At 45.1% G+C, this 26,126-nt stretch carries 27 protein-coding genes; 6 read left to right on the top strand and 21 right to left on the bottom strand.

Translation table 11 applies throughout. From position 1 onward, the window contains the following. Positions 1-2 precede the first annotated feature (2 nt). From menH to menB, 5 genes are read right to left on the bottom strand one after another with little or no spacing between them, the layout of a single operon-like run. Positions 3-842 carry a 2-succinyl-6-hydroxy-2,4-cyclohexadiene-1-carboxylate synthase gene (gene menH, locus A5878_RS13035; protein WP_086295664.1) on the bottom strand — a complete coding sequence of 280 codons (840 nt, stop codon included), beginning with the start codon at positions 840-842 and terminating at the stop codon, positions 3-5. Continuing rightward, on the bottom strand, positions 839-2,551 hold the full coding sequence (gene menD, locus A5878_RS13040) for a 2-succinyl-5-enolpyruvyl-6-hydroxy-3-cyclohexene-1-carboxylic-acid synthase (protein WP_060792818.1): 1,713 nt from the start codon (positions 2,549-2,551) through the stop codon (positions 839-841). The genes menH and menD overlap by 4 nt, the downstream gene beginning before the upstream one ends. Next, positions 2,544-3,908: an isochorismate synthase gene (locus A5878_RS13045; RefSeq protein WP_086295665.1), complete on the bottom strand. Its 1,365-nt coding sequence runs from the start codon at positions 3,906-3,908 to the stop codon at positions 2,544-2,546. Before A5878_RS13045 ends, menD begins: the two co-directional genes overlap by 8 nt. Further along, positions 3,886-5,385 (bottom strand): o-succinylbenzoate--CoA ligase, encoded by a 1,500-nt coding sequence (gene menE / locus A5878_RS13050; RefSeq protein ID WP_060792816.1) that lies wholly within the window; start codon positions 5,383-5,385, stop codon positions 3,886-3,888. The genes A5878_RS13045 and menE overlap by 23 nt, the downstream gene beginning before the upstream one ends. After that, positions 5,385-6,200, bottom strand: coding sequence for a 1,4-dihydroxy-2-naphthoyl-CoA synthase (menB, locus tag A5878_RS13055; protein ID WP_005228595.1), 816 nt, complete (start codon positions 6,198-6,200; stop codon positions 5,385-5,387). Before menB ends, menE begins: the two co-directional genes overlap by 1 nt. 188 nt (positions 6,201-6,388) lie before the next feature. Between menB and A5878_RS13060 the strand changes: the two genes are divergently transcribed. Together A5878_RS13060 and A5878_RS13065 are read left to right on the top strand one after the other, a co-directional pair. Then, entirely contained in the window at positions 6,389-6,757 is a 369-nt protein-coding gene (locus A5878_RS13060; RefSeq protein WP_016612672.1) for a PaaI family thioesterase, read from the top strand. 201 nt (positions 6,758-6,958) lie between these two features. Then, entirely contained in the window at positions 6,959-8,158 is a 1,200-nt protein-coding gene (locus tag A5878_RS13065) for an AI-2E family transporter (RefSeq protein ID WP_060792815.1), read from the top strand. A gap of 46 nt (positions 8,159-8,204) precedes the next feature. Here A5878_RS13065 and A5878_RS13070 read toward each other — a convergent pair whose 3' ends face one another. From A5878_RS13070 to A5878_RS13140, 15 genes are all read right to left on the bottom strand, one after another. Beyond that, positions 8,205-9,149: an ROK family protein gene (locus A5878_RS13070; protein WP_005234281.1), complete on the bottom strand. Its 945-nt coding sequence runs from the start codon at positions 9,147-9,149 to the stop codon at positions 8,205-8,207. Continuing rightward, positions 9,146-9,784 carry a GyrI-like domain-containing protein gene (locus A5878_RS13075; protein ID WP_060792813.1) on the bottom strand — a complete coding sequence of 213 codons (639 nt, stop codon included), beginning with the start codon at positions 9,782-9,784 and terminating at the stop codon, positions 9,146-9,148. Before A5878_RS13075 ends, A5878_RS13070 begins: the two co-directional genes overlap by 4 nt. Positions 9,785-10,060: 276 nt before the next feature. Further along, positions 10,061-10,741: an amino acid ABC transporter permease gene (locus A5878_RS13080; protein WP_060792812.1), complete on the bottom strand. Its 681-nt coding sequence runs from the start codon at positions 10,739-10,741 to the stop codon at positions 10,061-10,063. Next, positions 10,741-11,592: a transporter substrate-binding domain-containing protein gene (locus A5878_RS13085; RefSeq protein WP_060792811.1), complete on the bottom strand. Its 852-nt coding sequence runs from the start codon at positions 11,590-11,592 to the stop codon at positions 10,741-10,743. The genes A5878_RS13080 and A5878_RS13085 overlap by 1 nt, the downstream gene beginning before the upstream one ends. A 12-nt stretch (positions 11,593-11,604) precedes the next feature. Beyond that, entirely contained in the window at positions 11,605-13,056 is a 1,452-nt protein-coding gene (locus A5878_RS13090) for an amidase (RefSeq protein WP_060792810.1), read from the bottom strand. 258 nt (positions 13,057-13,314) lie between these two features. Then, positions 13,315-14,157: a DUF368 domain-containing protein gene (locus A5878_RS13095; RefSeq protein ID WP_060793123.1), complete on the bottom strand. Its 843-nt coding sequence runs from the start codon at positions 14,155-14,157 to the stop codon at positions 13,315-13,317. Between the two features lie 122 nt (positions 14,158-14,279). Next, positions 14,280-14,789: a GNAT family N-acetyltransferase gene (locus tag A5878_RS13100; RefSeq protein ID WP_010749840.1), complete on the bottom strand. Its 510-nt coding sequence runs from the start codon at positions 14,787-14,789 to the stop codon at positions 14,280-14,282. 113 nt (positions 14,790-14,902) lie between these two features. Beyond that, positions 14,903-15,529, bottom strand: a complete 627-nt coding sequence (locus A5878_RS13105; protein ID WP_010749841.1) for a glycosyltransferase family 32 protein — start codon at positions 15,527-15,529, stop codon at positions 14,903-14,905. A gap of 177 nt (positions 15,530-15,706) precedes the next feature. Further along, a complete protein-coding gene (locus A5878_RS13110; protein ID WP_010749842.1) occupies positions 15,707-16,810 on the bottom strand; it encodes an alpha-hydroxy-acid oxidizing protein in 1,104 nt (367 codons plus the stop codon). A 145-nt stretch (positions 16,811-16,955) separates the two neighbouring features. Continuing rightward, positions 16,956-17,378, bottom strand: a complete 423-nt coding sequence (locus tag A5878_RS13115) for an NUDIX domain-containing protein (RefSeq protein ID WP_060791370.1) — start codon at positions 17,376-17,378, stop codon at positions 16,956-16,958. A 104-nt stretch (positions 17,379-17,482) separates the two neighbouring features. Then, positions 17,483-17,800, bottom strand: a complete 318-nt coding sequence (locus A5878_RS13120; protein WP_005228559.1) for a DUF1292 domain-containing protein — start codon at positions 17,798-17,800, stop codon at positions 17,483-17,485. Positions 17,801-17,822: 22 nt separating this feature from the next. Further along, a complete protein-coding gene (gene ruvX, locus A5878_RS13125; RefSeq protein ID WP_005234242.1) occupies positions 17,823-18,254 on the bottom strand; it encodes a Holliday junction resolvase RuvX in 432 nt (143 codons plus the stop codon). Further along, a complete protein-coding gene (locus A5878_RS13130; protein ID WP_005228556.1) occupies positions 18,254-18,520 on the bottom strand; it encodes an IreB family regulatory phosphoprotein in 267 nt (88 codons plus the stop codon). The genes ruvX and A5878_RS13130 overlap by 1 nt, the downstream gene beginning before the upstream one ends. 145 nt (positions 18,521-18,665) lie before the next feature. Then, positions 18,666-19,496: a TIGR03943 family protein gene (locus A5878_RS13135; RefSeq protein WP_086295666.1), complete on the bottom strand. Its 831-nt coding sequence runs from the start codon at positions 19,494-19,496 to the stop codon at positions 18,666-18,668. A 3-nt stretch (positions 19,497-19,499) separates the two neighbouring features. Next, complete coding sequence (locus A5878_RS13140; RefSeq protein ID WP_086295667.1) at positions 19,500-20,447, bottom strand: permease; 948 nt, start codon at positions 20,445-20,447, stop codon at positions 19,500-19,502. Positions 20,448-20,667: 220 nt separating this feature from the next. Here A5878_RS13140 and A5878_RS13150 point away from each other — a divergent pair, with 220 nt between their 5' ends. After that, entirely contained in the window at positions 20,668-21,030 is a 363-nt protein-coding gene (locus A5878_RS13150; protein ID WP_086295668.1) for a thioredoxin domain-containing protein, read from the top strand. Positions 21,031-21,123: 93 nt separating this feature from the next. On the opposite strand, the gene A5878_RS13155 is transcribed toward A5878_RS13150, so the two are convergent. After that, positions 21,124-21,798: a redox-sensing transcriptional repressor Rex gene (locus tag A5878_RS13155; RefSeq protein WP_005228549.1), complete on the bottom strand. Its 675-nt coding sequence runs from the start codon at positions 21,796-21,798 to the stop codon at positions 21,124-21,126. A 217-nt stretch (positions 21,799-22,015) separates the two neighbouring features. Between A5878_RS13155 and A5878_RS13160 the strand changes: the two genes are divergently transcribed. The 3 genes from A5878_RS13160 (at position 22,016) to ald (ending at position 26,025) form a co-directional block, all read left to right on the top strand. Beyond that, positions 22,016-23,947, top strand: coding sequence for an ABC-F family ATP-binding cassette domain-containing protein (locus A5878_RS13160; RefSeq protein ID WP_086295669.1), 1,932 nt, complete (start codon positions 22,016-22,018; stop codon positions 23,945-23,947). 100 nt (positions 23,948-24,047) lie between these two features. Beyond that, positions 24,048-24,770, top strand: coding sequence for a C39 family peptidase (locus A5878_RS13165; protein WP_086295670.1), 723 nt, complete (start codon positions 24,048-24,050; stop codon positions 24,768-24,770). A gap of 148 nt (positions 24,771-24,918) precedes the next feature. Then, positions 24,919-26,025, top strand: coding sequence for an alanine dehydrogenase (gene ald, locus A5878_RS13170; RefSeq protein WP_086295671.1), 1,107 nt, complete (start codon positions 24,919-24,921; stop codon positions 26,023-26,025). Positions 26,026-26,126 lie beyond the last annotated feature (101 nt).

Genomic DNA, 26,126 nt, shown 5'->3' on the forward strand with positions numbered 1-26,126 from the left:
TGTCAATCAGCTGACTGTGGCCCCGATCCTTTTACAAACCATTGATCGATTTCATGACGAACCTGTGTCGGCTGTTCTAAATGGATACAATGTCCAGCATTAGCAACGACTTTGATGGTCATCTCTGGTTGCAGCTGCTTCATTTGGTGGGCGATTTTACGAAACTTTAAATCTTTTTCCCCCGCTAAATAAAGAATTTCACAAGCTAGCTGCGGAAGTGCCGACCAACAGCTTGGCTGTTTGCCAGTACCACCGTAAACCAAGCTTACTGCCAAGCCAAATTTGTTTTGCTGCAAGCGTCCTTGCCGTACAGCAGCCTGCTGCGCTAAAGGTAGCTCCTTTTGACTAGCAAACAACGGCAGTTCTTGCCAGTAATCGACAAAATCGACCAAAGGCTCCCTTAGTAAGCGCAACGCTAAGCGACGATCGTGCCGCTGACGAGCGAGTCGTTCCGCTGGATCAGCTAACCCAGGTGAACCACTCTCAAGCAAAAGATGGGTCACTGCCGTTGGTTCCATGACCGCCCAGACAAGTGCGATTCGCGCCCCCATCGAGTAGCCATACAGGCCATAACGTTCAATCCCTAACTTCGCTAAAAGGTGTGCGAGATCCTCCACCAGTAAAGGATGTTCATAACGCATGGGATGGACATAAATCGATGAGCGTCCATGTCCAATCAAATCGATTGCCAATACATTGTAAGAACCTTCCTCTGCAAAAACCGGTCGAAAGCTTTCCGAAGAACCCGTGAAGCCATGCAATGCCACAAGGGTTGGTAAGGATGATCGATACGGCTGCAGCCACTGATAAAAATAACTGACGCCATTTATCGTGTCCTTCATTGCTGCGCTCCTGCCTCGCTAAACTGCTGTTGGAGTGCTTGCCAAGTGTTGACCGGATCTTTTTGCTCACCCTTCACTTCGATTATTTGAAAGCGCGGCTGTTGACTTGTTTCCGCTAAAATCGTTTGAAACTCTAGCAAAGAGGTCGGTGTGTGCCAATCTGCCTCATATAAGGCCGCCACTTTTTGAAACTCAAGATCTAACGGAGTACCAAAGAGCGGGACAAAGTCGTTTGGTTCTAAGGTGTTTTGTGACAGAAAGGAAAAGATCCCACCACCGTTATTATTCAGTAAAATGATCGTTACTGGCAATTGATACTGGCGCAGTAGTTGTAGGCCGTTCATATCATGGTACAACGCTAAATCACCAATCAACAAGTAGGTAGGCTTTTGACTGGCGGAAGCAATCCCAGCTACGGTCGAGACAAGGCCGTCGATCCCATTGACGCCCCGATTTCCATACACTCGATAAGTGGAGGAAGTTTTGCTGCCGTAGCGATCAAAGAAACGGATCGCATTGCTGTTTGCCAAAAGAATTTGCGCTTCTTCAGGTAGACATTGTTGGAGCATGCGCACAGCGCTGCTCTCATCCCATTGTTGCAACTGGGGACTTGCAGCAATCACCTGATCTGCCCGCGCTTGAAGTGCTTGCCATTGTTGTTGCCACGCCGTATGTTTGACGATCGGCAACTGGGTGATGGCCGCCACGAAGGCGCTGATCGCTGCTTCGATCAAATAGTTTGCCCGATGCAGCTGATCTTGCCACTGCCCTGATGGATCAACAAAGAGCCACGTCGTCGTATCGGCTGCTTTGTTCAACCATAATAGGACATTTTTGGTGACTGGTAAGCGACCAAAACGCACGACCACTTCTGGTTGGAAGGCAGAAGTCAATTGTAGGAAAACAAGATCGGCTTGACTGATAAATGTTCCTACTTTGGTACCGGCTGTCGCCAGATTGGTCAATGGATCGCCGACGATCGGCCAGCCTAATTTCTCCGAAAAAGCCAGCAACTGCTGCGCTTCTTCGATCGTAAGGCTTTCTCCAGCAATCAGAATACCTTTTTTCTCAAAGTAAGGGGCTAGCTGGGTGATCATCTCTGCTGACAGCTCTTGTTGTGGTGCCAGATAGCTCACGTCTTGCTGCATACTGCATTGGCGACTAAAGTCAGGCAACAGCGGCTCCCGTAATGGAAAGTTGATTTGGACAGGGCCTTTCGGCTGTTTTTGCGCTTCGATCGTGCAAGTTGCAGCTTGCCAAAAACTATAACGCAACAAAGCAGGATCGTTTTCTGGCACCGTCATCTCTACCATCTTTTTGACATGAGAGGCATACAAATTCTGTTGATCCATTGCCTGTGGCGCCCCAACGCCCCGCAGTTCTGGTGGGCGATCAGCCGTTAAGACGATCAGTGGCAAGTTGGTAGCTTCTGCTTCACAAACAGCTGGATAATAATTGGCTGCTGCAGTTCCAGAAGTACACAGTAAGATCGTTGGCTGGAGATCAACTTTGGACATCCCTAAAGCAAAAAAAGCAGCCGAACGTTCATCGACAGCCACCGTACAGGTGATCTCAGGATCACGATGCAATAGTAGCGCCAATGGCGTGGAGCGTGAACCGGGACTAATGACTGCTCGCTTCGCACCCGCTGCTTTTAGTCCTTGGATCGCCGCTAGTAAATAGTCTGTCATGACTGTCTGGTTATTCATCTCCTAAGATCCCTCTCCTCATCGGTTGAAATTTTAACCGTGTTTCTTGACGTTCGGATTCCGCATCTGAATCGGCAACGATCCCACAGCCCGCATACAGCGTTGCTTGATTGCCGCTAAAGAATCCTGAGCGGATCGCCACAGCAAACTCGCCAATATCTTCTTGAATACCCAACCAACCGATCGGTCCACCGTACATCCCTCTGCTGGCTGGTTCATGGGTACGAATCCATGAGACGGCTGCTTCTTTCGGTTCTCCCCCCAATGCTGGGGTCGGGTGTAGTTTTTGTACGGCGTTCAGAAAGTTGACTCCTGCCTTTCTTTGCCCTGCTAAAGGAACAAACAAATGCTGAATGTCACGATTTTTGATCACGGAACGGGCTTCTGATTGAAAGCCGTCAGCTAACAAAGTGGCCAATGCTTTTTCTAAGCGATCGACAACTACTTGATGTTCATGGGTATTTTTTGCGTCCGCTAAGAGGGCTTGTGCCAGTGCCTCATCTTCTTCTTTGGTTTTGCCTCTTGGTGCGGAACCTGCGATACTTACCGTTTCAAATTGATCGACAGTCGCTTTTAGCAAGCGTTCTGGCGTCGCACCAGCAAAAACATGGCCCCCATGTTCGATGGCAAAAAGATAGGTATTCGGCTGCTGTTGCGCCAACCGTTGCAACACCGCAGCACTAATGATCGACTGCTTCGTTTCTACCTTCATTCGTCTTGCCAGAACCACTTTTTTCAACGGTGTTTCAGTTGAGCGAATGGCTGCCACTGTCTCTTCGACCGCTTGCAGCCATTGGGGCACATCTAGTTCCTCTTGTGCCTGAAAAGCAGGCGTTTCTGCTACAAGACTCTTGTCCGAATTGGCCTGCAACCAGCTTGCGACTTTTTCCTGTAAGGCAGCGACTTTTTGTTGTCGTTGTTCCTCGGAAGAAGCGGCTACTGTATAAACGACGCCACACTGATCTCCAGTTTTGCTGACCAGTATTTCTGGCAACGCAAAGAGACCAGCACCTAGCTCAGCCCAATCCTGACTGACTTCTGCCTGTTCATCAAAAGCAAAACCGCCAACTAACTGCGCCTGAAAAGGTGCCTCTGGTTGATAGTGGGCTTGCTTTAAGAGAGAGCGGACTTCTGAAAAGTCTGCAAGTTTGGGTTGCGAAAAAGTGGCTAACCAACCCAACCCTACCATACTAGTCGTTTCATCAGGAGTACGCCAGAAATAGCGTTCCCCTCGATATTCTTGTGCCGCTGCATAAAGAGCCAGTAAGTCACACCTTTCTATAGGTTGATACTCACTCAAATAGGTTTTCCCGGCAGCGATCGCTGCCTCATAATTACTTGTTGATTTGCTGTTCAATGTAGTTCACTCTTTCTTCACTCAGCAATAGCCTTTTTAAAACTTTACCGCTTGCTGTGCGCGGCATTTCTCGCACGTGATAAAAACGGCGCGGAAATTTATAGTGGGCGATCTGCCCTTCTAACGTATCCAATAAAGCTTGGAAGTGGATCGGTTCATTTAACGTTAAATAAGCCGCGACAGATTGTCCCCACTCCTCGTCTGGTTCCCCCACCACAGCTGCCTCTTTGACCGCTGGATGCTGCAACAAGGCTTGCTCCACTTCTGCGGGATAGATGTTTTCTCCACCAGATATGATCAGTTCGCTTGCACGACTGACTACATACAAAAAGCCCTCTTGATCAAGATAACCTAGATCTCCTGTGGCAAACCAGCCCTCTTGGTCCCACTGCTGTGGACTGCGATCGTTCAAGTAACGAGTCGTGATCGCAGGTCCTTGCAGTTGGATTTCTCCGATCGGCTGGGTATTTTCAGCAGTCTGGTGGTCTGCCATTTTCCCATCAGTCGCAATTCGTAAATGGACACCTTGCAGGGGAACCCCAGAGGCGCCGATTTTTTCAGAAGCTTTTTCTGGCGGCAATGCCACCACTTGTGAACAGGTTTCTGTCATCCCATAGGATTGAATCACAGAAAGCTGATTTTGCTGGCATTTTTCCAATACACTTTTGGCAATCGGACCGCCGCCTAGCAGGATATAACGCAACGAATCAAAGCCTTGTTGGGGCACCAAGGGCAGCAAATCTGTCAACATTTTTGCCACCAGAGAAACGATCGTCCCTTTCCCTGCTTCAAGGTCTTTTGCCATTTCTCCAGCATCAAAGCGCTCATACAAACGAACACTCATCCCAAGTCGCAAGGACCGTAAGAGAATTGATAACCCACTGATATGATACAGCGGAACTGCACAAAGCCAACAATCCTCGCTAGTGATGGCTAAGTTTTTTTGAGTCGCTTCGGCACTTGCTAGATGATTCCCAAAGGTTTGGGGCACACCCTTGGGATTGCCAGTCGTACCAGAGGTATACATAATTGAAGCCACTTGCTCTGCTTGATAGATTGCTTTATTAGGAACAAACGAAGGAACAACAGAACCGATAAAAGCCTCCGCCTGTTTGATCGCTTGTCCAAAGGTCAAGCTGCGAACATCCGAAACCGCAGCCTGATCCGCCGTGATCACCCAGTCGCAGTGGGCATCTTGCAATTGGAAGGAGATTTCAGCGGCTGTCAATCGCGTATTCAGCAGCTGGACTTCGATCCCCAACTCCCATAACGCAAGGATCGTAAAGACCATTTCAGGGGCGTTATTGCTAAAAAGAGCTACCCGGTTTGGCTGATCAACGAATTGGGCTTGATAATAAGCAGCGTAAGCATAAACCTCTTTTTGCAAGGCAGCAAACGACCAGCTTTTTTCATGCCAATAAAAAGCTGGTCGTTCTGGATGAAGTTGTGCTTGCCTTTGCAGCCAACTCCCAGTCATTATGGGAATTTAGGGAATTGGTCGAAGTCTGGTTGACGTTTTTCTTTAAACGCGTCACGACCTTCTTTGGCTTCATCCATCGTGTAATACAATAAGGTCGCATCGCCAGCTAATTGCTGAATACCAGCTAATCCGTCCGTATCGGCGTTCATTGATGCTTTGATCATGCGTAACGCCAACGGGCTCTTTTGCAGCATCGTTTCTGCCCATTCCATCGTTTCATCTTCTACTCGATCAAGAGGAACGACTGTATTGATCCAGTTCATCGCCAATGCTTCTTCGGCGGTATATTGTTTTGTCATGAACCAAACTTCCTTGGCTTTTTTATGACCGATTGTCCGTGCAAGATAGCCCGAACCATAGCCACCATCAAAACTACCGACATTTGGTCCTGTTTGACCAAATTTAGCGTTATCAGCGGCGATCGTTAAATCACAAACCAATTGTAAAACATTTCCGCCGCCGATCGACCAGCCTTTGACCATGGCGATCACCGGTTTTGGTAACGTGCGAATCAAGCGCTGCAGATCCAATACATTTAAGCGAGGAACCTGATCTTCCCCAACATAGCCACCGTGACCACGGACTTTTTGGTCTCCGCCTGAACAAAAGGCTTTATCGCCGGCGCCTGTCAAAATAATCACGCCGATGCCTGGTTCATCGCGACTGATCGAAAATGCATCAATCATTTCAAACACCGTTTTTGGTGTAAACGCATTGTGGACTTCTGGGCGGTTAATCGTGATTTTCGCCACTTTTCCATGTTGTTCAAACAAAATTTCATCGTACTCTTTTAAGGTTTTCCATTCTCTCATTACTTGTTCCTCCTCAATTCACATAGCTCTATTATACACATATCTAGTCGCTTTTCGTTAGAAATTGCTTTGGTTAAGGGAATTTCTTAAGACTTCTCCCCCTGTTGCCGACTTTCTGAGAACTTCGGCTATTTCTACCAAAACTCGTGCTATAATCATGGTAACTTTCTTAGAAAAAGGAGCAAAAAATGAACTTACTAGAAGCCTTAGAAATCGAAGTAGAAGCAGCAACAGCCGATTTTGTTCGTTTACGGATGCCAATCAAAGAACAGCACAAACAGCCTTTTGGTCTCGTTCACGGTGGCATTAACGGCGTTTTGATCGAGACTGCCTGCAGCATCGGCGCCAATCAAGCTTTGGCTCAAGAAGAAGCCTTCGCCGCCGGCATTGACCTACAAGTCAACCATCTAGCCGCCGCTCAAGAAGGAACCCTGATCGTAGAAGCTAGTCCTGATCGTATCGGCGCTCGTATCCAAACTTGGCAAGCCACTATTTGGTTAGCTAGCGGGTTAAAAACTGCCGTTGGTCGCTGTACCTTGACGACAGTGCGCAAATAATTCTTTTCGCTCCTGTGTTGTAAACACGGGAGCATTTTTGGCCTGCTTTGAAGAAAGGTGCCACCAGTTAACCCCTTATCAAAGGTATTCTTTCATTATAAAGATATTGAGAATATGAGCGTAGTTTTTTCAAAAGGTACGTTGTTTTTTTACAGAATAGGGGTCTTTCGTTATAATGTAGCTAAGAAAGCGAGGCTTATTATGAAAAATAACCGATTGATCCACTTTTTAGGCGGCAAAACAAGCTATTATGTCTTAGGACTGATTATCTTGTCGGCAGTTGCTGTCTTTTTGCTAAATCAGATTTCTTTTTTATTTACACCCTTTTCAGCCATACTTACAGCTATTATCCCCCCCTTTTTATTTGGGCTGATCCTTTACTATCTGTTTAACCCGGTGGTCGATAAATTGGAATCGAAAAAAATTCCCCGCAGTGTTTCGATTGCTGGGATCTATCTTTTGATTCTTTTGTTGATCGTCTTTGCTGGTTTCCAGCTTTACCCGATTTTGGAGCAGCAAACCACCGATCTGATCAACAGCTTACCAAGTTTGGTCAGTGACTTTGAGAAAAACGCGACCGCCTTTTTAGAAAATACCCCGTTTCAAGATGAGATGGCACAAATTACAGACACATTGCAAAATATCACCAACAACATCATGAGTTTTATTGGGGACTATTGGGAAACTGGTGCTGCTGGGCTCAGCAGTTTGTTTTCAACGATTTCGACCTTGTTCATCGCTTTGTTTACGGGACCGATCATTGCCTTTTTCTTATTGCGCAACCCCAACAAGTTTTATTTTTCGGTCCTCTCATTAGTGCCACCACGTTTTCGCAAAGACTTTAATGAAATCGTCAAGATCTCTGACATACAAGTCGGTGCCTTTTTGAAAGGACAAATCATTTCTTCCTTGATTTTAGGGGCGATCTATTGGGTCGTTTTCCTCTTAATCGGCTTAGAGTATGCCAGTATTCTGGCGATCGCCGCTGGTCTGCTTTGCATCATCCCCTATATTGGTCCTTTTATCGTCTTTTTCCCGGGACTTTTCATTGCCGCACAAGACTCCACCGGGATGTTGGTTAAATTTTTGATTGCTTGGTTTGCTGTACAGTTGCTTCATGGGGATTTAGTCGTGCCCCGTGTGATGGGTGACCGATTGAAAATTCATCCTATTACGATTCTGGTTGTTTTATTAGTGATGGGTGATTTGATGGGGATCGTTGGGGTGATTTTCGGGATCCCAATTTATTGTCTGCTAAAAGTTCTTGTCGTTTACGTGTTCCGCAAATTCAAGCAGCGCTATAACCGCTATTACGGTCAAGAAGGCAAATACTTCCACAGTGCCTTCACTAGCAAAGATTACCTAGGTGACGAAGACAAAGACACCAAGAAAAAAGCTTAAAAAAACTGTCGCGAATCGTTGGTTCGCGGCAGTTTTTTGGTCTATTTTATTTCATCTCATGTTCCAAAAAGAAATGATAGAGCGCCCCTAATAAGTTGGCATCGTTTTGAAATTTGCACGCTTGGATCTCCGGCTTCGTCAAAGTCTGCTGCAAAATCGGTAAACTAGCTAGCAGTTGCTGATACTGACGGTCGATTTCTTCCACCACGATCGCTTGGGCACTGATGCCCCCGCCAATCACGAAGCGCTCTAAGTCGATCACGGCTTGAACATTGAGCATGACACACGCGATTTCTCGGCAATACGCTGTAAACAGCGCCCAGACCTGTGGTTGTTTCTGATTGATGGCGTCAAAAACTGCTTCACCATCCGCAAGATCAGCTAAGCCTAGCAGTTGGGCGCTGCGACGAATCATGGCGACCGCTGAACCGCTAAAACCTGCCAATTGCTGCAGGGTCAATCCCTGATTGACTGGTTGCTCAGCGTTTTCTTGAGTGTCACTTCTCTTAGTGGCATTTAGTAGAAAACTTAATTCCCCGGCTTGAAAATGTGCACCTTGGATCAGTTTTCCCTCAACGATTACGCCACCGCCCAAACCAGTACCTAATGTTATGGCAGCTCCGTTTTGAATCCCTTTAAGGTTTCCTAGCCACCATTCAGCTAATGCGGCTGCTTTGCCATCGTTGGTCACAGCCAGCGGCATTTGATACTTTGCCAGCAGCTGTTTTAAGGAGACCCCATCTAAAAAAGGCAATGCCCCGCCAAACGAGATTGTCCCTGTCTCTGGGTTGACTTTTCCCGGGGTACTAACCGCAATGCCCCGAATGCTTCCATGAACGTCCTCAACGATCGTTTCAATCCCCGTCAAAAATTCCGCAAGACTTTTCGGCGTATCCATCCGTCCTCGCGTCAGAATATTCCCCGAACGATCAATGACAGCCGATTTGATTTTCGTGCCACCGATGTCGATGCTTAAATAGTTTTTATTCACTGAATCCCACCTTCTACTTCTACTGCCCATCGCAGGACGGTTTTGGCTTTATCTGGTGAGACTTTTCGCGGATCAGACAAATAGATTTCTCGATGCTGGAACGTGTCCATCGTTGGACGGATCACTAACTGTTCTTGTTTTAACAGCTCCTTCATTTGCGCAAATGTTTCCGCTTCAGTATCAAAAGAGCCTGTATGCATTGCTTGCAGACACAGTCCTTCTTCATAACGTTCAAAGATGAGCTTCTCTAGATTTGGATTGTCTTTCTTCTCTTTGACGGCCAAGAGCTGTTCTTGAAACAGTGTTTCCGTGACTGGTTCTGGTTGGCGAATCATGATTTTGTAGATCAATTCTTCTTTGTTGACGGCACCGTCTGGCTTTTTCAGAGAGGTCCACACACCTTCTAAAGGAAAGACCGTGTATTCAAAGGGTTCATTGCCAAAAGCCCCTTTTTTTAACCCCATCCTGAGTGAATAAGAAATCGTATATAAAGCGGCGATCTCTTCGCTGAATTCAGGTCGATTCGGATTGCCGCTGCCGCTTAAACTGATAAATTGATACGTTGGCACCTCGATCACTGTTGGTTTTTTGGGAAGATAGAGCTCTTTTTCTAGTTTGCGCCATTCATACTTCATAAGGACCCTCCTCGATTTGCTTTTCTTTATTTTACCATGAATCACTTGAGCCGACCGAATGAAATATAGGGTGTTTAAGTGAAGGAAAATAACTTGGTCAGCACCATTTTCATACTGAAACTAGTTTGACATTACAGAAATTTCTCTATCTTCCTTGCCTTTGCTCATTGTTTTACTATGGCAATCTCCTTTCTTCTATCTTTTCAAATACAAAAACTGCAGAAATCAATTCAAGAAGAGAGTGATTTCTGCAGTGATCGAGCCTCGGCTCTTTTTTTATTGTCTTACAGCCTCATTAGCGGCAAAGCGTTTTGAAAAATGTTGTTCTAATCGCTTTTGCCCGGCTTCAATCAAAATGCACAACAGCCAATAGATGATGGCAACTAGCACATACATGGACATATAATCAAAGGTTCGTCCGCCAACGATCTTAGCTTTTTGAAAAATATCAGGAATCGTGATCATTGCTGCCAAGGAGGTTCCTTTCAACAAATCCATTGCCACATTACTCAATGCCGGTACAGAAATACGAAAGGCTTGCGGCAAAATAATCAGACGCATCGTTTTCGTAAAGGATAACCCTAACGCATAGGCAGCATCAAATTGCCCACGATCCACACCAGCAATTGATCCTCGGTAGATTTCCCCGATAAATGCGCTGCTGGTCAATGTAAAACAGATGATCGCAGCACTGAGCGCCGACAATTGATAAGGCAAGCCAAAATACAGTAGGAACAACAAGACCAACGCTGGGACGCCTCTTAGAAATGAGAGGTAGCCCCGCACGAACCCTCTAATGAATGGATTTTCCAACATCCCTAAGAAGGTGAGTGTGATCCCTAATACGTTGCCTCCTAGAAACGAAACGACAGCAATGCCGACCGTATAGGACAAGCCCGACAGCAAATAGGGCAATGACTCCCACATCAACGGCAAATCAAGGGTTGGAATATACATTAGTCTGTTTCAACCGTTTGGATCGCTTGATCAGATTTTACTGAAATATCGGTTTGAAAATACGTTTCCGCAAGTTCTTTTAAACGGCCGTCTTCTTTCATTTCTGCTAAAACAGCATCCACTTTTTCCTGTAATGCTTGATGATCTTTCACGAATAAGAAGCCCGTTTCATTCGGATTAAAGTAGACATCTTCCAAAATTTTTACAGGGATATCTGGCAAAGCAGCGACTGCCATTTTTTGCAAATAGTAATCATTCAAGATCACATCCGTTCGACCATTCGCAACATCTGTCAAATACTGATCATTCGTTGCGTTGTCGTAAGTCACTAATTCTGCCCCATAGGATTCCGCTAAGCGCATGTAGCTGGTATTCGGTTCACCAGCAGCTTTTTTTCCATCCAAATCTTCTAAAGAAGCAATCCCAGAGTCATCACTTTTTCGCACGATCATACTATCGAACGAGTATTTGATAGGCGTTGAGAGACTGAATTTTTCCGCCCGTTCATCCGTCAAACCAAAATCGTTGGCAGCAAAATCAGTTTCTCCACGTGTTAAAGAAGAAACTTGTCCATCGACATTGTACTCTTTAAATGTGATCTCTACGCCTAATCGCTTGGCGACTTCTTTTGCCACATCGACATCATAGCCCACTAATTCATTTTCATCGTTATAGTAAGACGATGGATACAAGGTTCCCGAAGTAGCAACAACCAATGTTTTGGCTTCTTCCACCTTGCTTAGACTGGTGTCTTCTTCCGTTGGTTTGCTGCAGGCACTTAACAAGACTCCCGCAAATAAACCTAAAAAGCCAACCATTGCAACGATTTTCCCTTTTCTAACTTGTTTCATAATATCCTCCTCTTAGTCTCCTTGTTTTGGCAACAGAAATCGTTGCTGTGTTTCAAATAAATAGCCGACTTGGAAAAGTAGATCTTCTCTGCCTTTAGACGCCATAAATTGGATCCCTAGCGGCAACCCTTCCTCGCTAAGAGCAGTTGGCAAGCTGATGGCTGGCTGCCCCGTTAAATTGGCTAATTGAGTGTAAGGTGTCAGAGCATAGCTCTTGGCAAACATTTCTTCGATCAACTCACCCGCAGCACTTTTTCCAAGCGATTCGATCTCATGCAGTCTTTGGCGAATGCTATCGCTTTGTAAGGCTTCCTCAATCAAAGGGGCTGGATAAGCCGTCGTCGGGGTCAAAAAGAGATCATAGGTTGAAAAGACTTCTTCCATTTTTTCTGCCAATTGATCCCACCACTGCAAGGCAAGAACGTAATCGGCGGCAGGCAGTTTTTTGCCATATTGGTAAAGTGCCCAGGTCATCAATTCCATCTCTTCCCGTCTGACCGGTACTTGACGAGCAGCATTGATCTCAGCAAACATCGCAGCTGTTTCGCCGCCATTCATGGCGTAATAGGTGGTCATCATTTGCTGACCAGCCACTGGATAGCCCACTTCAACGACTTCATGCCCCTGCTTTTCTAAAAATGCGGCTGCACTTCGGACTGCTTGGATGGCGGTTTCAGACACTTGGCCACCGGTCGGCGATGCGATAGTAAAAGCAACCTTCAACCGCGTTTTTTGACTCGCTTGCTGATGATGCCATTCTACTTGCGGTGCCTGATAAGGGGCAGTCGGCTGTGACGTCCGCAACGCATAAAACAACTGTTCCGTATCACGCATGGAAAGCGTCAACGCAAAGTTGATAGAAGCGCCTTGCCAGCTGCGCCATTCACTAGGACCCACTGGCATCGTGCCACGGGTTGGCTTCAAACCGATCAATCCGCTAAAGGATGCTGGAATGCGGATCGATCCGCCGCCATCACTGGCACCCGCAATCGGAAACATCCCCGAAGCCACTGCCGCTGCCGCACCACCACTGGAACCACCAGCTGAATAGGCAGGATTCCACGGATTACGTGTAGGCCCATACAATGTTGGATCAGTGATATTTTTGAATCCAAATTCTGGTGCATTGGTTTGCCCTAACGGCACAAAGCCTGCCTCTTCTAAACGAGAGACAAAATGTGCCGTGCGGCTGGCTCGTGCTTTAGCAAACAGTTTGGCTCCTGACGTTGCTGGCCACCCTGCTTTGGTTTGGCCGAGTATTTTTAACGGCATGGGTTGTCCCCCAAAAACCGTTTTTTGAAGATGCTGCTCGTAATGCTGGATCGCTGCTTGCGGATCAAATGTTACAAGCGCATTCAAAAGCGGATTTTGTTGATTGACTTTTTCTTCGATCATCGCCACCCGCTCTGCAAAACTGATTTTTCCTTGCCGCAATTGTTCCGCCCAATAGGTCGCATCTTGCATGCTTGCCCCTCCTTTTCCTCAAACCCTCAAACAATTATCTAAACTGTAACACATGAAAAATTCTTCTTTATATAGACTACAATATACCAAACACTAGGAAATCTTTCAACAAAAATAGAACAGTTTTTAAACCTGTATCATATCGTTATCAAACGTTCCCATCTTTTTACTACCAGTTGTCGACCAACGCTTCTTCTTAGCTGTCCCCATCATTACCTAACAAAAACGGCACATCGCCAAACGATGTGCCGTTTTGATTTACTTATATTTTTCTTCCAGCTTGCTCATCCAAAGACCTAACCAAGCCCCCAAGACAAACAAAATAATTCCGATGACAGCCGTTACCCAAGTAAAGCCGCTATAGTTTGCCACCGGAGGAATCACGATCAATATCGTTGAGGCAATAACGATCCCTAAAATGAAGTGATAGACTTTTGAATGATAATGGGTCAATAGCCACTCCATCAATTTCGAAAACAGCAGCATCACTGCCAAGCCGCCAATGGCGATCGGTAGAAAGACCCCCATGATGTCAAAGCTCTTAAAGCCTTTCAACATCGGATCATAAAGTCCCAAAACGAGCAAAAGGTTTGAAGGACTCAAGCCAGGAACCAAAACACCTAACGCGATCAGACCGCCGGCGATCACAAAACCTATGAAATTGGCAGGGATCGTTCCTAAGATATCACCCATAAAATAGAGGAACAAGAAGCCGATGACCATACTGCCGAAGAACCAAATCAAATCACCGGTTGTTCGTTTGCTTTTTAAAGTAGATTCTTTGGCAAGTGCCGGTAATGTCCCAATAATTGCCCCCGCAAAGCCCCACAAAACGATGATTTGATAGTTTTGCAGCAGCCACTCTAATGGCTTTGATAAAAGCCCGATCCCTACGATTCCCCCGATCCCTACTGGCAGGAAAAAGAGGAGATTCTCTTTAAAATTCTTCGTCAGATGTGCCATAAAGCGCAGCATCCGCTCATAAATGCCTAAGATGGCTGCCAATACGCCACCTGAAACACCAGGCAAGATAAAGCCCAAGGCAATCACCACGCCTTTAAGAAAACGTGACAAAATACTTTCGTTTCTCTGTTTTTCCATTTACAATTGCTCTCCTTAGCGATGGTTTTCACCAATCGTTCTTTTTTCATCAATCCCTTTAACTATACTTGATTGCCAAAAAAATGGAAAGTAATTTCTAATTCCTCATACAAAGGCAGAATTCAAAGTTCTTTCAGCATCAAGAAATCCGTCTGCTCATCATCCCCCATAAAAAAGGAGTGACTGCCAACTCTTTCAAAGCCCATCGTATGATAAAAAGCCAACGCATTGTCGTTAAATTCCCAAACGCCTAACCAGATCGACTTTTTCTGCAGCTCTTTAGCGGTCTCTTGGGCAAACAGCAGCAGTGTTTTGCCATAGCCTCTGCGCTTATGTTCTTTTTTAATATAGATTCGTTCAATTTCCAACCCCTCTGGGGCGATTGCTTCCGTTTGCGCCTCACCCCAGTTAAGTTTGATATATCCTACGGTTTGATCATTATCTTGTAAAAAATAAAACGCCGACTGCGGATTTTCTAACTCTCGGGTCAGTTTCGGCAGATTGTAGGCTTCTTCTAGATAGATACGAGTATTTTCCTCCGTATTGAAAGGAGCAAATGTATCGTAATAGGTGGATACGCTGATTTCTCCCAATTCTTCTAAATCTGCCAAAGTACATCGTTTGATAGCCATCAAAACGCCTCCTCATTTTTTCAAGCTATTCTATCACATCTCCATCATCCCTTGCAAAAGCAAAAAGGACAGACAGCTTTCCCCACTGTCCGTCCTTTCATAGACTTACTCTTTTATAACCAAGAGCCAGAAAACTGATGGATCACCATCGTACTCGGATCTTCCTCGACCTCACCAGTGATATAGCTTTTTGGTGAAAACGTCATTTGCGGGAAGATTTCTACACCCTTAACGGTTTGTCGTTGATTATTCAATTCTAATCCGTGGTTTTGCAACAGTTCCGTCACTCGGATCACATTGGTGACGACATCTTCCGTTTTTTCTGCCCGGACAAATTTTCGGTCATCGTAATCGTGGTACCATTCTTCCATAAAGGGATGATGCGGCACCGCTCCAATGATCCCAGTAGAAATCTTGGTTTCGATCTCAAAGCCCATAAATGCCTCCAGTGTCAAGAGCTCATCTAAAGGTTTGACCACCTCGATATCGGTATCCATATAAATACCGCCTTCTGTCACTAACGCATACAAACGAACCACATCTGACACAAAGGCCCATTCTTCTTGGTCATAGGCCTCTTTTAGATAAGGACCGAATTTTGAAAGGTCGATCGTTGATTCATCCCAACGTTTGATCTCATAATCCGGACAATATTTTTTCCAGGTATCCATGTATTTCTTTTCTTGTTCACCTAATGGATTGCCGCCAAACCAGCAATAATGAATAATTTTTGGAATCATCAATCTCTCTCCTTTAGTTTATTGGTCTCTTTTAAGTGTAGCTGATTTTGCAATTGTTTCAAAATCATATACACTTTTTTCAGCGAAAGCAGTTGCTCCTGCTCCTGGGCATGATTAGAAAAATCCATTAAAAAAAGCACCAGAATCAGCGATTCTAGCGCCTTTTTGAGGGATTACTTATAAATAGCGATTGTCCCGTAAAACGGCTTTTTTAATATCTGCCACCGTTTGCGTCCCCGCAAGCTGCATGACCATCTCCAATTCTTTTTTGAAGAAATCAAAGACTTGTTGAACACCGGTAGCACCACCTAGAGCCAACCCATAGATCACTGGGCGGCCGATCGCCACTAGATCTGCTCCGCAAGCAATCGCTTTAAAGACATGCTGTCCTCGCCGTACCCCGCTATCAAAGACGATCGGCGCCCGACCTGCCACTGCTTCAGCCACGATCTGTAAGGAATCAAAGGAAGCTGGACCACCATCCAATTGGCGTCCCCCGTGATTTGAGACCCAAATCCCTTGTGCACCTGCCCCTAAAGCTCGTTCCACATCTTCTTCTGATTGCACCCCTTTGACATAAACTGGCAAGTCAGATTCTTTGGCGATAAAAGCGACATCCTGGGGACTTAATTTTTGTTTTGAGGAGCCGTAAACGGCATCCATCGTTTGTCCGATCCCTGATTGATAGGCCTGAACGATCGGCATTGCCAACGGAAAGGTGAAGCCATTGCGGCGATCCGTTTCTCGATTGCCCCCAACAGTTGCATCTGCGGTCAAAACGATCGCTTTGGCGCCATTGCGTTTTGCCATCGCCAAGATGTCTTTATTGATGCCATCGTCTTTACTCATATAAAATTGGAACCACTGCGGCGCTTCTTGACCACCAGCTGCTCGGATTTCTTCCAACGTACAAGAGGCATACGAACTCGCCGTATAGATCGTGCCAAAACGTGAAACACCTTTGGCTGACGCTTGTTCTGCCGCAACATTTGCTAAGCCGTGGGCGGCAACAGGCGCCATAATGATTGGCGCTGACAACGTATCGCCGCCAAAGGACAACGTTGTGTCCGGTAATTCAATGTCCTTTAAGACATGAGGAATGATCAATTTGTGATTGAAGGCGCGTTCATTTTCTTGATAGGTAAAAATATCCCCCGCACCACTGCTGATATAGCCATACCCACCTTTAGGAATCACTTCCTCTGCCGCGATCTCCAAATCGCGCATATTGATAAAATCGATTGCTCCTTCTGCGGTACTTGCTTGATAAATTTTTTCCATGCCTTTCCCTACTCTCCAATAAGATAACGTTTACATTTTCATCCTACCCCTGATTGCAGGATCACGCAACTCATTCGCTCACTCCTGTCAAATAGGCTTCTTTTACTTTCCCACTCAAGACAGCCCTCCATTTGAGTGGGCTGAATTATTTTTTTGTTCGTACGAAATATTCTGCCAATAACAACGGCTGAATCGTTGGATATGTCCAGTTGGCAGGCGGCTCTGCCATTACATAGATTGCTTCGATCTCTGAGGTCAATTCATCCTGCAAGTCCGTGATCTGGGCTTCAAACACCAAGCCGTAATCGGCCTCCCCGTTTTTTTCTAAACCATAGATAAATAACGGTTCTAGGGTAAAGTGCTTGGCGCCTGTTTCTTCTTTTAATTCACGGGCAGCACACTCTGTGATGCTTTCTCCTAGTTCTCGCTTGCCTCCAGGAATCTCCAAGGTGTCTCGTTCTTTGTGTTTGACATAGACGAACTTTTCTTGGTACTTGCTGATGATCACGGCAAAAACTAGCTGCTCTTCTGCGATCTTTTCAAGCTCGAATATCGTTACGTTACTCATTTTTCTCATTCCTTTCAAAAAAGCAGACATGCTTCTAAAATAAACAGTCGTTAAATCAAAAAAAGTGCTGATCCCTTATGGAAAGGGTCAGCACTTGCAACTTATTACTCTTCTTCTTCCGCCATGAATGTGTTGAAGACTTCTTCAATCATATCCCATTCTGCTTCTGTTTCGATCTGTTCTAATTCACCTTCAGAACCGTCTTCGTTTTCAATATAAGCGTACGCTTGTAATTCAACGTCTTCTTCTTCTGGTACGCCTGCTGGATAAAGCAAGACGTAGTTGCGGCCGAATTCTTCCGTACCGTCAACCGTTAATAGAATTTCGTATAAGGTTTCATTTCCTTGATCATCGATTAAAGTAATGTGTTCATGTCCTTCATGATCGTGATCGTGGTTATGATCGTGTGTATGTTCTGACATTTATTTTCCTCTTTTCTGTAAATTAAAACAGCTGTTTCCCAGCACCATCTAAATAATTCTGCAAAATCATGACTGCTGCTAATTTATCAATCACTTTTTTTCGTTTGGCACGCGATGTATTCGCCTGTTCTACCAGCATTCGTTCTGCTTGAACGGTCGTCAGACGTTCGTCTTGGTAAACGACCGGCAAACCGAATTGCTGTTCGATCGCTGCGCCGTAAGCCATAGAAGCTTCCGCTCTAGGTCCGATCGTATTATTCATATTTTTAGGTAGTCCTACCACAAAACGTGAGACTTCATATTCTTTCACCAATTCAGCAAGTCGATCATAACCGAAATTGCCTTCATCTTCATTGATGCGAATGATCTCGATCCCTTGTGCTGTCCAGCCCATTGGGTCACTGACCGCCACGCCGACTGTCCGCGAACCAACATCCAATCCCATGATTCTCATTATAGGTTGATCCCGTGATTGCCTAAATAATAACGGATCAGAACTTCCATGATCTCATCCCGTTCGTGACGACGAATCAAATTCCGGGCATCCCGATAACGAGGAATGTAAGCCGGGTCGCCAGAAAGGAGATAACCGACGATTTGATTGATCGGATTGTATCCTTTTTCCTCTAATGCTCGGTAGACGATAGCTAATGTTTCGCTGACTTCTTTTTTACGGCTATCATCAAAATCAAAGCGAACTGTTTCATCTGTAAAACCCATTTCACGACACCTCTCTTTTGTATAGATTTTAGCATATGTTCCTACTATATTGTACTAAACGTTTGATAAAACTACAAACATATGCTTAGATTTTCTCCATTATAACAAAGGTTTATGATGTTTTTATGAACTTTCTTAAAAAAAGCTAGAAAGCGCGGTAGACATACTGGTTTTCTGGTGCTTCAATCGTCTTCTCTTGGTCTGCTACCACCATCGGTAAGTCTCGTTTAAAGGGTTGATAGTACTTCGATTGGATCGTCCCTTCTACATGGAGCCACTGGTTATTTTCTGCCGTTGTTTGTTGCGGTAATTCCACTCGCAAGCCAAAAACGCCTGAATCAGCCACACAATGGATAATGCCAAAACGAAACAAAAAGATTTCATTGGCATCATCTTGATCTGCATGGTACACAAATCCATCATAGGTGATTTTCTTGCCAATAAATTCGCTCGGGTACGTATAGATCAACTCCATGACTTCCAAGTAATTTTCTTCCGTTACCGCAATCGTCTCATCTTTGGCGTAACGTACCAACGCTGCATCCATCTGAGTGTCATAATCTTCTTTGTTAAAATAAAGACTTGTATCGGGTTTCAGATATTGGGTCGTCATTTCTGGATCCCCCACAGATTCTTCACTTAGGGGGAAATTAAACCCTTTTGCTTCAACGATCGTCGTATCCAAGCTAACGGTGGGGAAAAAGAGACCCACGATGATCGGTAAGGCTAATAGAAAATACGCAATCACTCGTTGGTGTTTTTTCTCCAATCCATGCTGATGCTCATCGTCATGATGATGCTCAGGCTCTTGTTTGACCCAAAAATACAGCTGGACCAAAGCCAATAATAAAGAAATGATCATGGATAAAATAGCGAGATAGCGATAATGAATGTTGATAAACTGATTGAGTTTGCCCGTCACTTGCAAGTACATCATCAATTCAAAATAGCCTGATAAGATCAAAAAACGAACCATTCTTTACACCACCCATGCATAAATTGAAACGACGATTGCGACTAATCCAACTAAAGAAGCGATAAAACGCCCCGAAAAGTACCGCTTCATCATCAACAGGTTTTTAATATCTACCATTGGACCAAAAACCAGGAAACCGACGACTGGTCCAGTGCCGAATAAACTCAACAACGAAGAGCCGATAAAGGCATCTGCTTCGGAACATAGGGATAACGTTAATGCTAACAGCAGCATGACGAAGACCGCTAACAGCTTCGTGGAGCCTAATGTCAGCATCAAACCAGTTGGCAGATAGGTCTGCATCGCTGAGGCGATCAACGCACCAATGATCAAATAACGCCCAGTATCGAAAAACTCATCCAAACTATGCTGCAGCAAATGACGAATCTGCCGAAGGAGCGGATGACTGCTCTTTTCCGTTTGATGGTGGGCGTGATCATGCCCCTGATGGTGTGGGTGAGCTGCCTGCTCATTCCCGCCACTTAATTGATTGGCAAGCCGTGTTTTTAAGACCTCTTGTTTGTTAAAATACGCCAGCCAGATCCCCACGACCATTGCGACCAATAAGCTGCCCAGTACACGCAAAAAGGCGAACTTCGCGGAATTTCCAAAGGCAATGAATGTAGAAAAAATCACGATTGGATTGATGATCGGTGCAGTCAGCATAAAGGCAAACGCCGTATACACTGGCACCTCTTTTTTTACGAACTGATTAACGATCGGTACGATCCCACATTCGCAGGAAGGAAAAAAGACCCCCAGACCACAACCAACTGTGATCGATGCCAATTTGTTTTTTGGTAAGAGTCTCGTGACTCTTTCTGGTGTCAAGAAGACTTGTAAGGCACCTGAGATCAAGCAGCCCAATAGGACAAACGGCAAGGCTTCAATGACGATAGATAAAAAAATAACACTCATTTGCAGGACAGAATTCGGTAATGCCTGAAACATAACTTTAACCTTCTTTATCAATAAATTCGAAACGCTGGAATTACTATACGTTTTTTCCTTTTTTTATACAACGTTTTTTTTAAAGCAGCCTATTTTTTTAATCGTTGCTTTAGATTTCCCTTATCTTTGAATCCTTCTTACTCACCTAAGCGATCAGCTGCTAGCAGATATTTTGACTTTTCCTCAAGAACAGCGTACATTTTCCATGGAGGAATGACTTATGCAAAAAAATCAACCGATCCAAGAGCAGCTCGCCCAACAACCGTTGGCACTACTCTATCTCTCTCAACCGAATTGCAGTATTTGTGTTGCAGACAAACCACGCATCCAAAAACTGGCACAATCCCAGCAACTCCCCCTATTTACCATCAACACGCTGGCAGAGCCAGAAGCAGCCACTTTATTTTTGGTCTTGACGGTTCCTGTCGTCCTCTTGTTCGCGAATGGGAAAGAAGTGCATCGTGAAGCCCGCATCATCGATTTCACACGTTTGACTCAACAAATCTTGCGATATCAAGAAGCGCTCACAAGCGTTGAAGAGCAAGATTCCTACGAATCACTTTTTGACCAGTTAGACGAGTAAGATCAGTGGTGAAAAAGCAAAAAACAGCTGTCAGATCGTTGTATATACTACGATCTGGCAGCTGTTTTGTTGGTTCCTATTTATGTGATGCGATTATTCGCTTAGTGATGGTTCTTCTACTGGTTCTTCATGGGACAAGACGTTGCCTGAATGCAAGAAATAAATCAACGTTTGCAATTCATTGGTTAAGTCAACGTTTTGAATCAGCACGCCTTTTGGTGCAGTGATCCGTGCAGGTGTAAAGTTCAAGATTCCTTTAATGCCAGCTTTCACAAGCTCGTTCACTAAATCTTGTGAATGTTGTGCGGGAACCGTCAAAATAGCCACATCGATCTGCTGGATCTTCACTTGTTCCTTCATGTCATCCATTGGATAGACCGGCACACCATCTACGATTCGACCAACTAGATCTTCGTTGACATCAAATGCGGCACTGATCCGAATGCTGTTGCTTTGGTGAAATTTGTATTTCAACAAGGCGCTCCCCAAGTTTCCGACACCGACTAAAGCTACATTCGTCATGTGGTCTTCGTTCAATGTCTTCGCAAAGAACTGCATCAAGCTTTCAACATCATAGCCATAGCCGCGTTTTCCTAATTCACCAAAGTAGGAAAAGTCGCGGCGGATCGTCGCACTATCAACTTGAACAGCTTCACTTAGTTCGGTCGAAGAAACTTTTAATTTGCCAGCTTGGTGCAAAATACGCAAGTAACGATAATATAAAGGCAATCGCTTCGCTGTTGCCTTTGGAATTTGATGATCTTTCAAAGAATACTCCCCCATTGTGAAAAATTCACTTGTGATGAAGCTATCATAACAAATACATTGTTCAAAAATCAATTTGAATGCTCATAATTTGAAATATAAATTTTATAATGGTAAAATCAAACTTTTTCCCAATCGCCGTTTCCCTTAAAATATGATAGACTTGTAGTATTGCAACCTTGATACAGACAAGTTTCTTAAAGATAGGAATGACATATACATGATTTTATTACAAGCCAACCAAATCGCCCGTCTTTTCGGAGCCGAGGTTTTATTTGAAAATATCCAATTAGAGATTGCCAGCAATTCCCGAATCGCGCTTGTTGGGCGCAACGGTGCTGGTAAATCAACGCTACTGAAAATTATTGCTGGACTCGAAAGTCCTGATAAAGGAACGATCGCTAAAAACAAGACCGCTACGATGGGCTACTTAGCTCAAGATACCGGACTTGCTAGTGAGGCCACCGTTTGGGAAGAAATGCTAGGAGCTTTTGCAACGGTTCGGCAGATGGAGCAGCGCATGCGTACCTTAGAGATCGCCATCTCCGAAGCAGATCCTGCTGCTGACTCTGGCAATCTCCTGAAAGAATACGACCAGTTGCAACATGAATTTGCAGAAAAAAACGGTTATGGCTATGAAAATGAGATTCGCTCCGTCTTGCACGGTTTTCAGTTTGATCCTTCTTTTTACACGCAAGCTATCAACACCCTTTCTGGTGGTCAAAAAACCCGCTTGGCATTAGCAAAAATGCTGCTGCAAAAACCTGATATCTTGATCCTCGATGAACCGACCAACCATTTAGACATCGAAACGTTATCTTGGTTGGAAAACTATCTGCAAGGATATGCCGGTGCGTTGCTGATCGTTTCCCATGACCGTTACTTCCTAGACAAAGTCGTCAACGAAGTCTACGAACTGAGTCGTCAAAAAATGCGCCATTACAAAGGCAATTACAGCCGCTATTTGACCCTGAAAGCGGAGCAGTTGCAAAGTGAATGGAAAGCCTTTGAAAAACAGCAAGAAGAAATCAATAAACTGGAAGACTTTGTTGCCCGCAACCTTGTCCGTGCGTCTACCACCAAACGCGCGCAAAGCCGCCGTAAGCAATTAGAGAAAATGGACCGGCTGGATCGCCCGCAAGGAGATGAAAAATCCGCCCACTTCCTTTTTTCTATTGAAAAGCCTTCAGGAAATGTTGTGATGCAAGTAGAAAATGCCGCTATCGGTTATTCTGAAGAAGAAGTTTTATCGGCGCCCATCGACTTAGATGTTCGGCGCAAAGATGCGATCGCTTTAGTGGGACCGAATGGGATCGGCAAATCAACCTTATTGAAATCGCTGATTCATAAAATCCCCTTTATTCAAGGAAAGGTGCATTTTGGCGCCAATGTCTCAATCGGGTACTATGACCAAACCCAATCCGATCTGCACTCAACCAAAACGATCCTCCATGAGCTTTGGGATGACCACAGTACCACACCTGAAGTCGAGATTCGCAATATATTAGGCAGCTTCTTATTTTCGGGAGAAGATGTTGAAAAGCCGATCACGCTGTTAAGCGGCGGCGAAAAAGCCCGTGTCGCTTTGGCAAAATTAGCCATGGACCATGACAATTTCTTGATTTTGGATGAGCCAACCAACCATTTAGACATCGACAGCAAAGAAGTCTTAGAAAATGCCCTGATCGATTATGAAGGCACTTTGTTCTTCGTATCTCATGACCGCTACTTTATCAATCGAATCGCCACCAAGGTCGTGGAACTGTCTGAAAACGGCAGCAAGCTCTATCTCGGCGATTACGATTATTATTTAGAAAAGAAACAAGAAGAAGCTGAGATCGCAGCGATGTTGGAAGCAAAAACAACCGAAACCACCCTCTCAGCGGGCAAGCAAAACTTTGTCCAAAGCAAGGAACAGCAAAAAGCCGTTAGAACCTTACAGCGAAAAGTCACCCAAATCGAAGAAGAACTTGCCGCAATAGAAGAAACGATCCAACAACTGGAACAAGACATGACCGCACCAGATGCGTTGAATGATCATGTCAAATTGACCGCGTTGAATCAAGCGTTAGAACAAGCCCGCACTGAACAAGAAGCTCTACTAGAAGCATGGGAAAATACTAGCTTAGAACTAGAAGCATTTGACAGTTGATCGAGGAATCGGTCTGTAGGCCGATGACAAGCGCCCTCTCCTTTGTTTTACTTAAAAGAACAGGATGAATACGTACGATTCGTAAAACAAGGAGGGAAAAATGCAAAAACAGACAGATGTTTATCGAAAGCGTCGGCCAATGGTTGTTTTGGCAGGATTGGTGTTGATTTGGATAGGGTTCAATCGAATCTCTCATCACGTGTTGTACGGAGAGTTGTCTGAACACGTGCATACCGTCGTTGCCTATGATGAGAGTTATGACGACGAATATATTTATTCTCAGGCTATCTTTAGTGATGACATCAATGCTTATTTATGGGAAATGGACATCACGACACCGATTTTCTTGCAGACGAACGAAGATTGGGCCGATAGATCCTATGGCAATGACGGCAGCCAAACCTTAGCAGAAAACGGCTGTGCGATTGCTTCTCTTGCGATGGTTCAATCCTATCTTGAAGGCTATCCCATTTCGCCACTGGAAGTCCTCAATTGGGCAGGAGATCATTATTACGTTGACGGCCAAGGAACGGACTGGCGGATTTTTTCTGATTTTGCCGATGCAAACGGCTACAACTACTATGATCTTGGCACAGATCTAGCCAGTGTTGAAGCTTACTTGCAACAAAATCATCCGGTCATCGTTTCTGTGACTCCAGGGGAATTTACAGATGGCGGCCATATTATGGTCTTAGGTGGAATGATGGACGATCAAGTGTTTGTCTTAGATCCAAATGATGATCCAGAAAAATCCCATTACGCTATCTATTACACACTAGATGAAATCGCTGATCAAAGCTTACGCTTTTGGACCTTCAGCTGATTGATCGAAAAAAGTCCCCTTTCGGGGCTTTTTTCTTTGTCGTGGCGTAGGCAGCAACTGGATCTTACTTTTTTAATAAAAAAACCATTCTTTCTCCCCTTAGGAATCCGCTTTCTATTATAATGGAAGAAAGAAAGGTGTGAAGTCTATGAAAATCGGTATCCCAAAAGAAATCAAGAACAATGAAAATCGTGTGGCATTGCCGCCCTCGGGAGTCTATGAGTTAGTCCAAGACGGACACGAAGTCTTCGTTGAACAAGGCGCTGGTGCAGGATCAACCTTTTCTGATCAAGCGTATCAGGAAGTCGGTGCTACGATTGCTACCGTTGAAGAGGTTTGGGCCTCTGAATTGGTTATGAAAGTCAAAGAACCTTTACCAGAAGAATACCCCTTTTTGCATGAGGGACTGGTTTTATTCACCTATTTCCACGTAGCCGCCAATCAACAGCTTGCTCAAGCATTGATCGACAGCAAAGTGATCGCTGTTGCTTATGAAAACGTCCAGCTGGCGAACGGCACCCTGCCTCTGCTATCGCCTATGAGTGAGATCGCTGGAAGAATGTCTGTTCAAATCGGCGCACAATTTCTCGAAAAAATATATGGCGGAAAAGGGATCCTGCTTTCAGGTGTTCCCGGCGTCCGTCAAGGTCGGGTAACGATCATTGGTGGTGGCGTTGCCGGTGAGAATGCCGCGAGAGTCGCTGTAGGTTTAGGCGCACAAGTGACGATTTTAGACGTTTCGATCCCACGCTTACAAGAGCTGGATCGACAGTTTTCTGGTCAAGTTCAAACCTTGTATTCCAATCGCTTGAATATCGAACGAACGATCCAATCCGCAGACTTGGTGGTAGGAGCCGTCTTATTGCCAGGACAAAAAGCCCCGTGCTTAGTGACCCGCGACATGGTGAAACAGATGCCTGAAAAATCCGTGATCGTCGATATTGCCATTGACCAAGGCGGAATTTTTGAGACCGAAGACAAAGTCACTACCCACGACGAGCCAACCTATATCCGGGAAGAAGTTATTCACTATGCAGTCGCGAATATGCCAGGTGCTGTGCCGCAAACGGCAACCATCGCATTGAGCATTGCCACCTTGCCGTATGCCCAGCAGCTAGCGAACGATCCTTTAGCAGCGTTGCGAGAAAATCAGGCACTTGCCAAAGGGGTCATCGCCTATGAGGGCGCATTTACTTCAAAAGAAGCCGCTCACGATCTGTCATTGCCTTTTACCGATCTATCGGAATTGATTTGAGCCACTCTCCCACAATAAAACCAGCAGCCGCACAAGTAATTCGCGGCTGCTGTTTTGCTTTCTATGAGAATTTCCTTTTTTGGGTAGCATGGGCTTTGGAA

The sequence above is a fragment of the Enterococcus sp. 3G6_DIV0642 genome, from assembly GCF_002140635.1.
Lineage (GTDB): Bacteria > Bacillota > Bacilli > Lactobacillales > Enterococcaceae > Enterococcus_D > Enterococcus_D casseliflavus.